This window comes from Pseudomonas fluorescens (genome assembly GCF_001307155.1).
GTDB classification, from domain to species: Bacteria; Pseudomonadota; Gammaproteobacteria; order Pseudomonadales; family Pseudomonadaceae; genus Aquipseudomonas; species Aquipseudomonas helvetica.
The window spans coordinates 5,141,544-5,156,202 of sequence record NZ_CP012830.1 but is presented as its reverse complement, the minus strand read 5'-3'; the positions used below and the strand labels follow the sequence as shown (position 1 = coordinate 5,156,202).

The window sequence follows — 14,659 nt, the reverse complement described above, 5'->3', positions numbered from 1 at the left end:
GACGGCTGCCTCACAGGTGGTAGACATCGATGACCTGACGAACGTAATCGTTCTTCAGGATCACTTTCTTGGCCTTGATCAGCGGGCTGTCGCCGCGCACGTCGAGGGTGTAGAAGCTGCTGCCGAAATAGCTGTCGACGGTCTTGTAGCGAAAGCTCAGGGTGTGCCAGTTGAAGCGCACCTTGCACAGCCCGTCGGCCTGTTCGAGCAGCTCGATGTTGCTGATGTTGTGCGAGGTCCGAGTGTCCGGCACGCTGGCACTGGAACGCTCGGTCTTGATCCGGAAGATGCGGTCTTCCAGGCCCGTGCGGTTGCCGTACCAGATCAGCGAGATTTCCCGTTGCGGGTCCTCGGTCAACTCGTCGTTGTCGTCCCAGGACGGCATCCAGAAGGACGCATCGGCGGCATACAGTTCCAGCCAGTTGTCCCACTCTTTGTCATCGAGGTAGCGCGCTTCGCGGTAGAGAAAATCGCGCACGGCGTCGTAAGTGATGCTCATGACAGCGCCTCCACCTTGATCAATTCCGACTGTTCTTCGCTCAAGGCCTTGAGCATGGTTTCCTGCCAGTACTTGTGTTGCAGCACAAACAGGCCTTCGTCTTCGGTGCGCACACCGCTGAGCAACGGGTGCAGGTCGATCTCCTTGGCCGCCTCATCGGCACCTTCAACCCAGTGCTCGGCGCCACGGGACATGTCGTTCCAGGTGGTGACGCTGCCCTGGTAGCCGGTCTGGCAGGAGCGGAACTCTTCGAGGTCGTCCGGAGTGGCCATGCCGCTGACGTTGAAAAAGTCTTCGTACTGACGAATCCGGCTTGAACGCGCGCTGTCGCTTTCGCCTTTGGGAGCGATGCAATAAATGGTGATTTCGGTGCGGTTGACCGAGATCGGCCGGGCGATGCGGATCTGTGAACTGAACTGATCCATCAGGTACACGTTGGGGTACAGGCAGAGGTTGCGCGAGTTCTCGATCATCCAGTCGGCGCGGGCCTGGCCAAAGTCCTTGGCCAGTTCGTCACGGCGCTCGTACAGTGGCCGGTCTTCCGGGTTCGACCAACGGGTCCAAAGCAGCATGTGGCCCTTGTCGAAGGAGTAGAAACCACCGCCTTGCTTGGCCCAGGTGCCGGCGCTCATGGTCGGGTTCTCGTCACCGCATTCGCGCTGCTTGCGCTGGTTCTGGGTGGCGGCATAGTTCCAGTGCACGGAACTGACGTGATAGCCGTCGGCACCGTTCTCGGCAGTGAGTTTCCAGTTGCCTTCGTAGATATAGCTGGATGATCCACGCAGTACTTCAAGGCCATCGGCGGACTGATCGACGATCATGTCGATGATCTTCGCCGACTCGCCCAGGTGCTCGACCAGCGGCACCACATCGGCCTTGAGGCTGCCGAACAGGAAGCCACGATAGGATTCGAAGCGCGCGACTTTGGTCAGGTCGTGGGAGCCTTCGCAGTTGAAGCTCGCCGGGTAGCCGGCCGCCGCCGGGTCCTTGACCTTGAGCAGCTTGCCGGAGTTGTTGAAGGTCCAGCCGTGAAACGGGCAGGTGTAGGAAGACTTGTTGCCGGTCTTGTGTCGGCAGAGCATCGCGCCACGGTGGCTGCAGGCGTTGATGAACGCGTTGAGCTCGCCGTCCTTGTTGCGCGCAATGAAGATCGACTGCCGGCCCATGGTGGTGGTGTAGAAATCATTCTTGTTCGGAATCTGGCTCTCGTGGGCGAGGTACAGCCAGTTGCCTTCGAAGATGTGCTGCATCTCGAGATCGAACAAGCGTGGGTCGGTAAACATCTCCCGCTTGCAGCGGTAGATGCCCTGGTCTTTGTCTTCTTCAAGCAGGGAGTGAAGGTATTCGGGTCGCAGGGACATGGCCGCCGCCTCCATTGTTTTTATTCAGGCAGGCTCATGCTAGGCCGGGCGACTACTGGGCAATATCCGCTGGGTGCAGACCTTTATCCGTTTTGTGCAAAGGAAACGATCAACAGTTCAGGCCGAGTACGGAGCGCTTTTCGTAGGAGCAAGGCTTGCCCGCGATGGCGATCTCTCGGACGCCATCGCGGGCAAGCCTTGCTCCTACAGGTTATGTATCAGTGACGGCGCTTGAGGGTGTCCGACGGCAATTCGCCGAACTGCTTGCGGTAGCTTTCGGAGAATCGTCCCAGGTGCAGGAAGCCGTAATCCATGGCCAGTTCGGTCACGTTACGTACTGTGCAGGTCGGGTCGCTGAGACAGGCGTTGACCCGCTCGAGCTTCTTCTGCCGGATATAGTTTTTCGGGGTGGTCGCCGCATTGCGCTCGAACAAGCCATACAACGAACGCAGGCTCATCTGTGCCTGACGCGCCAGTTCTTCGCTGCAAATGTCCTGCTTGAGGTTGCGTTCGATGTAGTCGGCGATCAACTCGAAGTTCGCTGACTGCGAACCGAGACCGAGGCGCCTGACGTTGGTTTTCATCAGGCTGAGCATCTTGCTCACGACAATCTGCGCGTAATGTTCCTGAACACGCGGCATGCGCTCGGTCGCTTCAGCCTCCTGGCAAACCATGCCCAGCAGATTGACGAAACCTTCAAGCTCATCCAGCTGGTAGCGGTTCTCGAGAAACCGCACGCCCTGCCCCGGGTGCAACCAGCGTTGCTCCTGGCACACCGACTCCAGCAGGCTGGCGGGCATTTTCACGATGAATTTTTCGCAGTCGTCGGAATACGTCAGGTCCACCGGATCGTCCGGATTGATCAACAACAGCTCACCGGGCGCAAAGTAGTGTTCCTGCCGATGACCACGCCACAGGCAGTTTCCGCGTAGCAGCACTTGCAGGTGATAGATGGTTTCGAGCGCCGGCGAAGTCACCCGAACACTGCCGCCATAGCTGATTCGGCACAGGTCGAGACTGGCGAATTTGCTGTGATTGAGACTGGCCTGAGGGCTGCCACTTCCGGGCAAGCGGATGCAATGGTTCCCCACGTGCTGATTGACGTAGCCCGACACCGCATAGGGATCGGCCTGCTCAAACACTCTGCTGCGCTCACTCAATAGATGCGCTTGCATAACCGCTCACTCTGGTTGTGATTATCGGCTGCGGTGCGGGTGCTCTTGGGCACGCACCCCGGAAAATCGGGCCTGACCATTCTATGCGAGCCGCCGCAAAGCGGAAGGCCACGAGATAAACGGTCTGTTATCCCGTGGCCTGGGCCAGCGCTGATCAGTCTTCCAGTGCGCGCACTCGCTCGTGACGGTGTTGCTCTTCTGGTTGCGCAGACGACTGCAGGGTGAAATCGAATTCGATCTCGGCAAAGCGGCCGCTGACACCATGCTCACGTGCACGCTGCTGATCGTCACTGAAGGTGATTTTGGCGATCAGTTCGTCGCGGGTGGCGTAGGCAAAATCGTCGTGCAGGTACTTGTCACCGTCCAGGTTGATCTGGGTGGTCAGGTGGCGATGGTCATCCGCCGAAATGAAGAAGTGGATGTGCGCCGGGCGCTGGCCATGACGACCCAATTGATCAAGCAGCTGCTGGGTCGGACCGTCCGGTGGGCAACCGTAGCCCGACGGCACGATGCTGCGGAAGCGATAGCGACCCTCGGCATCGGTGACGATTCGGCGACGCAGGTTGAACTCGGACTGGCTGCCATCGAAGTACGAATAGGTGCCGCCGGTATTGGCGTGCCAGACATCCACCACGGCGCCGGCCAGCGGCTTGCCATCGGTATTCTTGACCTGGCCCTGCATGAACAGCACCACGCCCGGATCAACGCCGTCGTCCAGCCGTGCTTCGCCGTTGGACAGCGGTGCACCGGCGACATACAGCGGGCCTTCGATGGTGCGCGGGGTGCCACCGGTTTTACCGGCCTGCGCGTCTTCGGCATCCATCAACAGGTCGAGGTAGTGTTCCAGGCCCAAGCCGGCAACCAACAGGCCCGCCTCTTGGCGCGCGCCCAGTTCGTTCAGGTAGTTGACGGCTTTCCAGAACTCTTCCGGGGTCACTTCGAGGTCTTCGATGATGTTCACCGAGTCACGCAGGATGCGGTAGATCAGCGCTTTGGCGCGCGGGTTGCCAGCGTCGTTGAGCAGGCCACTGGCTTCTTCGAGAAACTTCTGGGCGCTGGCAGTGTGGGAAATTTTGGCGTTCATGATTAATCCTCATCTTGTATTTATTAGAGTACAGAACTGGCAGGCAACGGCTCAGCGATCATCCTCATGAATAGAGGAAGGATGCCTGCACATCGCGTTCACTTCGATAGCCATGTAGGGGTAAAGCGGCAGTTGCATCAACAGGTCGTGCAATTCCTGCACGCTGTCGACATCGAACACGCTGTAGTTGGCGTAAAGCCCGGCGATGCGCCACAAATGGCGCCACTTGCCCTGCTGTTGCAGGCGCTGGGCCAGGGCCTTTTCGTCGGACTTGAGCCGAGCGGCGCGCTCCGGGTCCATATCGACCGGCAGGTTCACGGTCATCTTTACGTGAAACAACATGCTGTTCTCCTCAGGCGGAATGAATGGCAGTGGAGGTTTTGTCGCGGCGGAAAAACGCCAGCCGCTCTTCGTCCAGGCTCAGGCCAAGGCCGGGTGCCTGCGAAACATGCAAATGGAAATCGCAGTAAACCGGCGGCTCGCTGAGGATGTCTTCGGTCAGCAACAGCGGGCCGAACAGCTCGGTGTCCCAACTCAGCTCGTTCAACGTGAGGAAGGCATGGGCCGAGGCCAGCGTGCCGATCCCGCCCTCAAGCATGGTGCCGCCGTACAGGCCGATACCTGCCGCTTCGGCAATCGCCGCGGTGCGCAGCACTGCACGGGGGCCGCCGTTCTTGGCGATTTTCAGTGCGAACACCGAGGCCGCGCCTTCGCGTGCCAGGTTGAACGCATCTTCCACGCACTCGATCGACTCGTCCGCCATGATCGGCGCCGGGCTCATGGCGTTCAGGCGCACCATGCCAGCACGGTTGTTGCGCGAAATCGGCTGTTCGATCAGGTCGATGCCGTTGCCGCCGAGAATCCTGCAAGCCCGCAGTGCGACCGCTTCATCCCACGCCTGATTAACGTCAACGCGCACGCTGGCGCGGTCACCCAAGGCTTTTTTGATCGCAATGACGTGAGCCAGGTCGCGGTCGACTTCGCCGGCACCGATCTTCAACTTGAAGATCCGGTGGCGACGCAGATCGAGCATCTGCTCGGCTTCGGCGATGTCCTTGGCGGTATCACCGCTGGCCAGCGTCCAGGCCACTGGCAGCGAGTCGCGTACACGGCCACCGAGCAACTCACTGACCGGCAGCCCAAGGCGTTTACCGTGAGCATCAAGCAAAGCAGTTTCGATGCCGGATTTAGCAAAGGTATTGCCGCGAATACTGCGCTCCAGGCGCAACATCGCCGCATTGATGTTACAAGCATCCTGCCCCAGCAGCAGCGGCGCAAAGTGCTTGTCGATGTTGGTCTTGATGCTGTCCGGGCTTTCATTACCGTAGGCCAGGCCACCGATGGTGGTCGATTCGCCGATGCCTTCGATACCGTCGGCGCAACGTACGCGGATGATCACCAGCGTCTGATTCTGCATGGTGTGCATCGCCAGCTTGTGCGGGCGGATAGTCGGCAGATCGACGATGATCGTCTCGATCGATTCAATGGCAGAAGAAAGCATGTCGATACCCGTCAGGTTCTTGAAGTTCTGTGACGGATTCTCGTACGGCTTTTTTCAAGGTTCCAATATAGAATTGGTCTGGATCGATACCTTAAAGGTATTCACCATCGCCGACTGTGGAGGGCTCATGGAGCTGCGTCATCTGCGTTACTTCCAGGTGCTGGGTCAAACCCTGAATTTCACCCGCGCCGCCGAACGCCTGCACATCGCCCAGCCACCGTTGAGCCGGCAAATCCAGCAACTGGAAGATGAACTTGGGGTGGTGTTGCTGGAACGCGGCAGGCCATTGCGTCTGACCGAAGCCGGGCGGTTTTTCCTTGAGCACTCCAGCGCCCTGCTTGAGCAATTGAGCAAGGTCTGCGACAACACCCGACGTATCGGCCTGGGCGAAAAGACCTGGCTGGGTATCGGTTTTGCCCCTTCGACCCTGTATGGCGTGCTGCCCGAACTGATTCGCCGACTGCGCAGCAACGAGTCGCTGGAACTGGAGCTCGGCCTGTCGGAAATGACCACGCTGCAACAGGTGCAAGCGCTCAAGGCCGGACGTATCGACGTTGGCTTCGGGCGGATTCGTATCGATGACCCGGCAATCATTCAAACCGTATTGAATGAAGACCGTCTGGTGGCTGCCCTGCCCGCTGGTCATCCACTCCTGGCCGGCCCCATCAGCCTCACCGAGTTGGCCAATGAACCATTTGTGCTGTATCCCGGCAATCCCCGCCCCAGCTATGCCGACCATGTGATCGCGCTGTTCGAGTCCTACGGGGTGAGCATCAAGGTCGCGCAATGGACCAACGAGCTGCAAACCGCCATTGGCCTGGTGGGCGCCGGTATCGGCGTCACGCTGGTGCCGGCCTCGGTACAGTTGCTGCATCGCGACGACATTGGTTTCACGCCGGTACTGGAAACCAATGCCACCTCGCCGATCATCCTGAGCCGACGCGTCGGCGATGTCTCACCGGGATTGAATCATTGCCTGAAAATGATCGAAGCGTTGCGACTGCGCAAGCCGGTGTAACGGCCTTGCGCAGTTTTTAACATTCATTCGCAAAGCTCATAAAGATGGCTGAGCGGCCCCCCTGTTAGCGTGCGCCCCGAGTATTTCCCACAGGAATCGCGCACGTCATGACGACAACCTCCACCCTTATAACCCTGCTGATTGTCGGCAGTCTGTTCAGCACAGCGGTGCGAGCCACCAGTTTTGTGATGAGCACCGACATCACCCTGAGCATGAGCATGAGTCCCACCAAAGGTACCAGCAGCTCATTCAAGGATGACAAGATCGTGCTGGCTGCAAAATCCGATGCGGCGGCGTTTGTCGCCAGTCGTGGCGACATTCGCGGCGTTCAGCTGGAGGCCGCATTTGAACGGATCCGTAGCATGCTCGCCGGTCAGGTCTACTCGGATGAGCAACTGGCCGCGGCGATTCTGGTGCTGTGATTTGAGGCGTCAGTCCTGCTTGTAACCCCGGACGTCGTCGACACCACGGTTGGCCAACTGGTCGGCGCGTTCGTTACCGGGATGCCCGACGTGGCCGCGCACCCACTTCCAGGTAACGTTGTGGCGGTTAACCTGCTCGTCGAGCTGCTTCCACAGATCAGCGTTCTTCACTGGCTCTTTCGCCGCAGTTTTCCAGCCGCGCTTCTTCCAGTTGACCATCCATTCGTTGATGCCTTTCATCACGTATTGCGAGTCGGTGACCAGCAATACGTCGCAAGAACGCTTGAGCTCTTCAAGGCCACGAATGGCGCCCATCAGTTCCATACGGTTATTGGTGGTATTGGCTTCGCCGCCCCAGAGTTCCTTTTCAACGCCCTTGCACACCAGCAGTGCGCCCCAGCCGCCGGGGCCAGGATTGCCCTTGCAGGCGCCGTCGGTGAAGAGTTCTACGCTATCGCTCATGCCAACCTATCCAGAAAATGTCTGTGGCTGCCGATCAATGATCGACAACGCCCAAGGCCGGGCAAGCCCGGCCGGGAAAATAAAGTGTTTATTACGGCTCGCTGTGGCGTCGATTGACCTTGGCCATCGGCAGCGGGATCAACTTGCCCATAGGCTCGCGGCGCACCTGGCGGACCGGTCGCAAGCCGACGACGATCTTGCGCGCCACCAATAAATAGAAACCGCCACCGGACAGCTGCCAGTCACCGGCCTTGCGTTCCCAACCGGCCAAGCGGGCTTGCCACGCCGGGGACGCAAGCGGCGGACGATAGCACCCGAAGCGGCGTTTCTCCAGCGCGAACCCCAGCAGGTTGAGCCAGTCGGCGACCCGCGACGGCGAAATGCAACGCGCCTTGCGCATGGCGTCGCTCGCAAACATGTGGCGCAACCCCCAACTGCTCCAGGGGTTGATCCCGACAATCAACAGGTGCCCGCCGGGACGCACCGCGCTGGCTGCCTCGCGCAGCAGGCCATGCGGCGACAGGCAGAAATCCAGCCCGTGCTGCATCACCACCACGTCGGCGGCGTGCTCACTGATCGGCCAGGCCTGTTCTTCGCAGACTATTTCCACCCCCGGCAGCGGCGCTCCCAGACGGACATTGCGCTGCACCTGCTTCGCCGCCGGTGGCGTTTCGGCCGAAGGGCCGTAATGCACCAGGTAGCCGCCAAAGAAACGCCCCAGTTCGTCTTCGAGCATCCGGCGTTCTTCATTCAACAAAAATTGGCCGATGGGACCTGACAGCCACTCGCGAGCGGCACTGATCAATGCCAGCCAGTCAGGATCAGCCTGAGCGAACGCTTTATCGGTCATTGCATTCTCCAACTCGCCAAGAAGCTCTAAGATGCACCATTGTTTTCCGCTTGGCGAATCCTGCGATGATACAGATCAGTGCCCTTCCCGCCTTCACCGACAACTACATCTGGTTGTTACAGGATCACCGCAGCCAGCGCTGCGCCGTGGTCGATCCGGGTGATGCCGCCCCCGTGCAGGCCTGGTTGGCCATGCATCCGGGATGGCAGCTCAGCGACATCCTGGTCACCCATCACCACCATGATCACGTCGGCGGCGTCGAGCAACTCAAAAAAGCGACGGGCGCCACGGTCTACGGCCCGGCCAGCGAAAACATCCCCGGACGCGACATCGCCCTGAACGATAATGATCGCGTCAGCGTACTCGGCCGGGAGTTCGACGTGTATGCGGTGCCGGGCCACACACTGGGTCATATCGCTTACTACCATCAGGGGCTGCTGTTCTGTGGCGACACCCTGTTCGCCGCCGGTTGCGGACGCCTGTTCGAAGGTACGCCGGCACAAATGCACCACTCCCTCAGCCGCCTGGCCGCGTTGCCCGAAGACACGCTGGTGTACTGCACCCACGAGTACACCCTGAGCAATCTGCGCTTCGCTGCGGCTGTCGAGCCGAACAACCCGGACATTGCCGAGCGTCTCGAGAAAGTCTCCCAATTACGCGAGTCAGGTGGCATGTCGCTACCGTCGACCCTGGCGCTGGAGAAACTTACCAACCCTTTTCTACGTACTGGCGAAACATCCGTTAAAGAAAAAGTAGACGAACGGAATGGCCAGGATAACCGGGCTCCGAGTGAGGTTTTTGCGGCTCTTCGGGCATGGAAAGATACGTTCTAGAGAGGGCCACTATTGGTACAAAAATTCTGAATGGTTGACCGCACCCCGTACGCTTTCTAGAATCGCCCGACATTTTTGCCCGGAACTAACTTCCAGCCAATGTCGTCATCTATTCGTAAATCCATCAATTCAGACGCATTGACCCGCTTGGCTCAAGCCATCGCGGTGGCTGTGTCCGCCACCCTGGCGGGCTGCCAAAGCACCAGTCAGGTGCCACAAACCGACGTGGCACATACGCTTTCTACCCGGACCAAACAAAAACCTATCTGGATCAACGAGAAGCCAAGCCCACAAGCCGCGCAGGACGTCTGGGAGCGCATGCGCCAGGGCTTCCAGTTGCAGGACGGGCTGGGCGTCAACCCGCGCATCGAGCAACAGCGCCTGTGGTTCGCCAGCAATCCATCGTTTCTGCAAGGCGCCAGCGAACGTGGCAGCCTGTACATCCACTACATCGTCGAACGCCTTGAAGAACGCAACATGCCGCTGGAACTGGCGCTGTTACCGGTGATTGAAAGCGCCTACAACCCGATGGCCTATTCGCGCGCCGATGCGGTCGGCCTATGGCAGTTCATCCCGTCCACCGGGCGTTACTTCAACCTGCGTCAAACCCGCTTCTATGACGGTCGCCGCGACATCACCGCGTCGACCATCGCGGCGATGGACTACCTAACCCGCCTGCACGACATGTTCAACGGTGACTGGCTGCTGGCCCTGGCGGCCTACAACGCCGGTGAAGGCACGGTCAGCCGGGCCATCGAGCGCAACGAAAAGCTCGGCCTGCCAACCGACTACTGGAACCTGCCACTGCCGGCGGAAACCCAGGCCTATGTGCCCAAGCTACTGGCCTTGTCACAAGTCGTGCTGTCGCCAGAAGCCTATGGCGTGAACCTCAACCCGATCGCCAACCAACCCTATTTTGAAGTCGTCGAAATCAACCAGCGCATGGACCTGTCCAAGGTTGCCGCGGTGGCCAATATCGACGAAGACGAACTGTTCCAGCTCAACCCGGCCTTCAAGCAACGCACCACCATCGACGGTCCCCAGCACCTGCTGGTGCCGACGTCCAAGGCGCAGTTGCTGACCGCCAGCCTGTCGACCATGAAACCCGAAGAGCTGATCAGCCAGCGTCCGCTCAAACCGGTTTTCGAAGGTGCAGACGACCGCGAGCTGGCAACGCTCAAGCGCAGCTACCGGGTCAAACGCGGCGACAACCTGACGCAGATCGCCAAGGCCAACAAAGTCGAGGTCAAGGACCTGCAACACTGGAACAAGCTGAACGGCAAGGACCTCAAGGTTGGCCAGACCCTGGTGATGCGAGACACCAGCAAGAGCAAGCGCAGCGGTGGACGCATCAGCACAGTGGTTGCAGCCAACAGCAAGAAGCAGACCCAATACAAGGTCAAGCAAGGCGACTCGCTGTACATCGTTGCCAAGCGCTTCAACGTTGAGATGCAACACCTCAAGCGCTGGAATCCACGTGTTGGCCAGGCCCTCAAGCCTGGACAGGTGCTGACGGTTTCTTCCCCGCGTTAAGACCCGCCCTGGGCATTGGGGCTTTTTGTGGCGAGGGAGCTTGCTCCCGCTGGGCTGCGAAGCGGCCCCAAAACGTGTCATCCGGTTCTTTCAGGCACATCACATACACGGGGTTCACGCCTGCTGCGCAGGCGAGCGGGAGCAAGCTCCCTCGCCACAAAAAGCCCTACCTTAGCCCCTACCTTTTTCCTGTCGATACAAGCTGTTACTGTACGGTCCACAAAGCCCAAGCCGCCTGGACCGGATCTCTGCCTTGATACGTCCCCTCCTGCTCCTAATCAGTCTGGCCTTGAGCTTCCCCGCAAGCGCAACGATCAGCGAAAGCCATGGTTATGCGCAGTTCGGCACACTCAAGTACCCGGCCAAATTCACCCACTTCGACTGGGTCAATCCGCAAGCGCCCAAGGGCGGTACATTGCGGGTCATGGCATTTGGCACCTTCGATACGCTCAACCCCTACACCTTCAAGGGCACCAGCCCGGTCGCGACCCCGAACTTTCTGCAGTACGGCATCAACGAGCTGAACGAACCGTTGATGGTCGGTACGGGGCAGTACGCGCCGTCCGGCGATGAACCTGCCTCCAGTTACGGGTTGATCGCCCAGTCTGTCGAATACAGCGAAGACCGCAGCTGGGTCGTGTTCAACCTGCGCCCGCAAGCACGCTTTCACGACGGCACACCGATCACCGCCTACGACGTCGCGTTTTCCTATCGCTTGTTGCTCAAGGAAGGTCATCCGCAATACCGCACCAATCTTCAGGAAGTGCAGCGGGTCGACATCCTCAACCCACAGCGCATCCGTTTCGTGTTCAAGCGTGCCGGTAATCCGTTGCTGATCCAGCGCCTGGGCGAGTTGCCGGTGTTGCCGCAGCATTACTGGGAAGGTCGCGACTTCAAGGCGACCACCTTCGAACCGCCGCTGGGCAGTGGCCCTTACCGCATCACCGAGGTTCAGCCGGGGCGGCAACTGGTGTTCGAGCGGGTCAAGGATTACTGGGGCAAGGACCTGCCGGTCAACCGCGGCAAGTACAACTATGATCGCGTCGAGGTCGAGTTTTATCGCGACAGCGACGTGGCGTTCGAGGCATTCAAGGCCGGCGAGTTCGATATCTACATCGAGCACCAGGCCAAGAACTGGGCCAATGGCTACAGCTTCCCGGCCGTGCGGCGTGGCGAGGTGATCAAGGCGCAGATCGACCACCAGATTCCAACCCAGACCCAGGGCCTGTTCATGAACACCCGGCGCAGTACGTTCGCCGACGACAAGGTGCGTGAAGCCCTGGGCTTGATGTTCGACTTCGAATGGACCAACCGCGCCCTGTTCAGCGGCGCCTACAAACGGGCCATGAGTTATTACCCCAACAGCGAATTCACAGCCACAGGCGTTCCGGTCGGCCATGAATGGCTGATGCTCTCGCCCTACCGCGATCAGCTCCCCGCCAAGCTGTTCACCGAGCCCTTCAGCCTGCCGCAGACCGACGGCCGCGGCATCCCCCGGGAAACGCTGCGCCGGGCGCTGGGTTTGCTCGCCGAGGCTGGCTGGAAGCTCAATGGCCAGCGCCTGCAGAATGCGGCCGGGCAGCCACTGCGTTTCGAGATCCTGCTGGTCAATCCGAACCTGGAACGCATTCTCCAGCCCTACGCCGAGAACCTCGCCAGTATCGGCATTGACGCGCACCTGCGCACCGTCGACCGTGCCCAATACAAACAGCGTCTGGACCAGTTCGATTTCGACATGATCCTGATGACCCTCGACCAGACCCTCAGCCCCGGACTTGAGCAGTGGCAGTACTTCCACTCGAGCCAGGCCTCGGTCAAGGGCAGCAAGAATTACGCGGGCGTTGCCAACCCGGTGGTCGATCATTTGCTCGAACAGCTGCTCGCGGCAAAATCCCGTGACGAGCAATTGGCGGCCGGCAAAGCGCTGGATCGGGTGCTGCTGTGGCAGCACTACTGCATCCCCAACTGGTATATCAATTATCATCGCCTGGCGTACCGCAACCGGTTCGCCTTCGTCACCACGCCGCCCTACACCCTGGGGCTGAATGCGTGGTGGCTGAAGACTTCGGAGAAAGCCCAATGATGCGTTTGCGTACCCTGCTGGGTCTGGTCTTTGCAGGGCTTGCCTGCACGGCCCACGCTGCCCCGCAGCACGCCCTGACCCTGTACAACGAGCCGCCGAAATACCCGGCTGATTTCAAGCATTTCGACTACGTGAACCCGGACGCGCCCAAGGGCGGGATCTTCCGTCAGGCCGGCTTCGGTGGCTTCGACAGCCTCAACCCGTTCATCAGCAAAGGCGTGGCCGCCGATGACATTAGCCTGATCTACGACACCCTGGCCAAACACGGGCTGGATGAGCCATTTACCGAATACGGCTTGATCGCCGGCAAAATCGAAAAGGCCCCGGACAACAGTTGGGTGCGCTTCTACTTGCGCCCCGAGGCGCGTTTTAATGACGGCCATCCGGTGCGTGCCGAAGACGTGGTGTTCAGCTTCCAGACCCTGATGAAAAGCGGCTCGCCGCTGTATCGCGATTACTACAGCGACGTCGACAACGTGATCGCCGAGGACCCGTTGCGGGTGCTGTTCACCTTCAAGCACACCAGCAACCGCGAGCTGCCGCTGATCCTTGGACAGCTCTCGGTATTACCCAAGCACTGGTGGGAACACCGCGACTTCAGCAAGGGCAATCTGGAGATTCCGCTGGGCAGCGGCCCGTACAAGGTCAGCGAGGTCAAGGCCGGACGTTCGATCCGCTATGAGCGGGTCAAGGACTACTGGGGCAAGGACCTGCCGGTCAATCGGGGCTTTTACAACTTCGACAACATGACCATCGATTACTACCGCGACAACACCGTCGCACTGGAAGCGCTGAAGGCCGGACAGTTCGATTACTGGCAGGAGATGAGCGCGAAAAACTGGGCCAACGCCTACAACACGCCGTCCGTTACCGAGGGTCGCCTGATCAAGGAACAGATCCCTAACGGTAACCCCACCGGCATGCAGGGTTTTGTCTTCAACCTGCGCCGCCCGATGTTCCAGGACGTGCGTGTGCGCCAGGCCCTGAGCCTGTTGCTGGATTTTGAATGGACCAACAAGCAGCTGTTCAACGGAGCCTACGCGCGCACCCGCAGCTACTTCGAAAACTCGGAAATGGCCGCCACCGGTCTGCCGGATCAGGATCAACTGGCGATCCTCGATCCGTTCCGGGGCAAAATCCCCGAGCAGGTCTTCAGCGAAGCGTTCCAGAACCCGGCGACCGATGCCAGCGGAATGATCCGCACCCAGCAGCGCAAGGCCTATCAACTGTTGCAGGAAGCCGGCTGGCGAATCGTCGACGACAAGATGGTCGATACCACCGGCAAACCGGTCAGCATCGAATTCCTGCTGGCGCAGACCGAGTTCGAGCGGGTGCTGTTGCCGTTCAAACGCAACATGAGCGACCTGGGGATCGACCTGGTGATTCGTCGGGTCGACGTGTCGCAGTACATCAACCGCGTGCGCTCGCGCGACTTCGACATGGTGGTTGGCAGCTTCCCGCAATCCAGCTCACCGGGTAACGAACAGCGCGAATTCTGGAAGTCCGAAAGCGCCGACAAACCCGGCAGCCGAAACTATATGGGCCTGAAAGACCCGGTAGTCGATGAACTGGTCGAAGAGCTGATCAACGCCGACTCGCGCAAAAGCCTGGTGGCCCACGCCCGGGCGCTCGACAGGGTGTTGCAATGGGGCTATTACGTGATCCCCAACTGGCACATCAAGACTTGGCGCGTTGCGTACTGGAATCACATTGGCCACCCGAAAGTCTCACCGACCAATGACGTGGGCATTTCTACCTGGTGGATCAAACCCGACGCTAAACCTGCGATCGAAGTGCTGACCAAAGAACAAGCCGATCCTGCGGGCATGGAGCAATAA

Annotated in this window: 14 protein-coding genes; 6 read left to right on the top strand and 8 right to left on the bottom strand. The window is 59.7% G+C overall.

The features are described 5' to 3' along the window. Nucleotides 1-10 precede the first annotated feature (10 nt). The 6 genes from benB to AO353_RS23515 form a co-directional block, all read right to left on the bottom strand. Nucleotides 11-499 (bottom strand): benzoate 1,2-dioxygenase small subunit, encoded by a 489-nt coding sequence (gene benB, locus AO353_RS23540; RefSeq protein WP_054597133.1) that lies wholly within the window; start codon nucleotides 497-499, stop codon nucleotides 11-13. Further along, entirely contained in the window at nucleotides 496-1,860 is a 1,365-nt protein-coding gene (gene benA / locus AO353_RS23535) for a benzoate 1,2-dioxygenase large subunit (protein ID WP_054597132.1), read from the bottom strand. The genes benB and benA overlap by 4 nt, the downstream gene beginning before the upstream one ends. 218 nt (nucleotides 1,861-2,078) lie before the next feature. After that, nucleotides 2,079-3,035, bottom strand: a complete 957-nt coding sequence (locus tag AO353_RS23530; protein WP_054597131.1) for an AraC family transcriptional regulator — start codon at nucleotides 3,033-3,035, stop codon at nucleotides 2,079-2,081. Nucleotides 3,036-3,189: 154 nt separating this feature from the next. Beyond that, nucleotides 3,190-4,119, bottom strand: coding sequence for a catechol 1,2-dioxygenase (gene catA / locus AO353_RS23525; protein WP_054597130.1), 930 nt, complete (start codon nucleotides 4,117-4,119; stop codon nucleotides 3,190-3,192). 51 nt (nucleotides 4,120-4,170) lie between these two features. Continuing rightward, nucleotides 4,171-4,461 (bottom strand): muconolactone Delta-isomerase, encoded by a 291-nt coding sequence (gene catC, locus AO353_RS23520; RefSeq protein WP_054597129.1) that lies wholly within the window; start codon nucleotides 4,459-4,461, stop codon nucleotides 4,171-4,173. Between the two features lie 10 nt (nucleotides 4,462-4,471). Beyond that, the gene (locus AO353_RS23515) at nucleotides 4,472-5,620 is read right to left on the bottom strand and encodes a muconate cycloisomerase family protein (RefSeq protein WP_054597128.1); all 1,149 of its coding nucleotides are present in this window, start codon (nucleotides 5,618-5,620) and stop codon (nucleotides 4,472-4,474) included. Nucleotides 5,621-5,747: 127 nt separating this feature from the next. On the opposite strand from AO353_RS23515, the gene AO353_RS23510 reads away from it, so the two are divergent. Further along, the gene (locus AO353_RS23510; RefSeq protein ID WP_054597127.1) at nucleotides 5,748-6,638 is read left to right on the top strand and encodes a LysR family transcriptional regulator; all 891 of its coding nucleotides are present in this window, start codon (nucleotides 5,748-5,750) and stop codon (nucleotides 6,636-6,638) included. A gap of 107 nt (nucleotides 6,639-6,745) precedes the next feature. Continuing rightward, nucleotides 6,746-7,060 carry a DUF2388 domain-containing protein gene (locus AO353_RS23505; RefSeq protein ID WP_054597126.1) on the top strand — a complete coding sequence of 105 codons (315 nt, stop codon included), beginning with the start codon at nucleotides 6,746-6,748 and terminating at the stop codon, nucleotides 7,058-7,060. A gap of 9 nt (nucleotides 7,061-7,069) precedes the next feature. Here AO353_RS23505 and rnhA read toward each other — a convergent pair whose 3' ends face one another. Next, nucleotides 7,070-7,522: a ribonuclease HI gene (rnhA, locus tag AO353_RS23500; RefSeq protein WP_019690633.1), complete on the bottom strand. Its 453-nt coding sequence runs from the start codon at nucleotides 7,520-7,522 to the stop codon at nucleotides 7,070-7,072. Between the two features lie 91 nt (nucleotides 7,523-7,613). Then, nucleotides 7,614-8,372 carry a class I SAM-dependent methyltransferase gene (locus AO353_RS23495; protein WP_054597125.1) on the bottom strand — a complete coding sequence of 253 codons (759 nt, stop codon included), beginning with the start codon at nucleotides 8,370-8,372 and terminating at the stop codon, nucleotides 7,614-7,616. A gap of 65 nt (nucleotides 8,373-8,437) precedes the next feature. Here AO353_RS23495 and gloB point away from each other — a divergent pair, with 65 nt between their 5' ends. From gloB to AO353_RS23475, 4 genes are all read left to right on the top strand, one after another. Further along, on the top strand, nucleotides 8,438-9,205 hold the full coding sequence (gene gloB, locus AO353_RS23490) for a hydroxyacylglutathione hydrolase (protein ID WP_054597124.1): 768 nt from the start codon (nucleotides 8,438-8,440) through the stop codon (nucleotides 9,203-9,205). A gap of 99 nt (nucleotides 9,206-9,304) precedes the next feature. Further along, complete coding sequence (locus AO353_RS23485) at nucleotides 9,305-10,738, top strand: transglycosylase SLT domain-containing protein (protein WP_054597123.1); 1,434 nt, start codon at nucleotides 9,305-9,307, stop codon at nucleotides 10,736-10,738. A 256-nt stretch (nucleotides 10,739-10,994) separates the two neighbouring features. Next, nucleotides 10,995-12,821, top strand: coding sequence for an extracellular solute-binding protein (locus AO353_RS23480; RefSeq protein ID WP_054598316.1), 1,827 nt, complete (start codon nucleotides 10,995-10,997; stop codon nucleotides 12,819-12,821). Then, on the top strand, nucleotides 12,818-14,659 hold the full coding sequence (locus tag AO353_RS23475) for an extracellular solute-binding protein (RefSeq protein ID WP_054597122.1): 1,842 nt from the start codon (nucleotides 12,818-12,820) through the stop codon (nucleotides 14,657-14,659). The genes AO353_RS23480 and AO353_RS23475 overlap by 4 nt, the downstream gene beginning before the upstream one ends.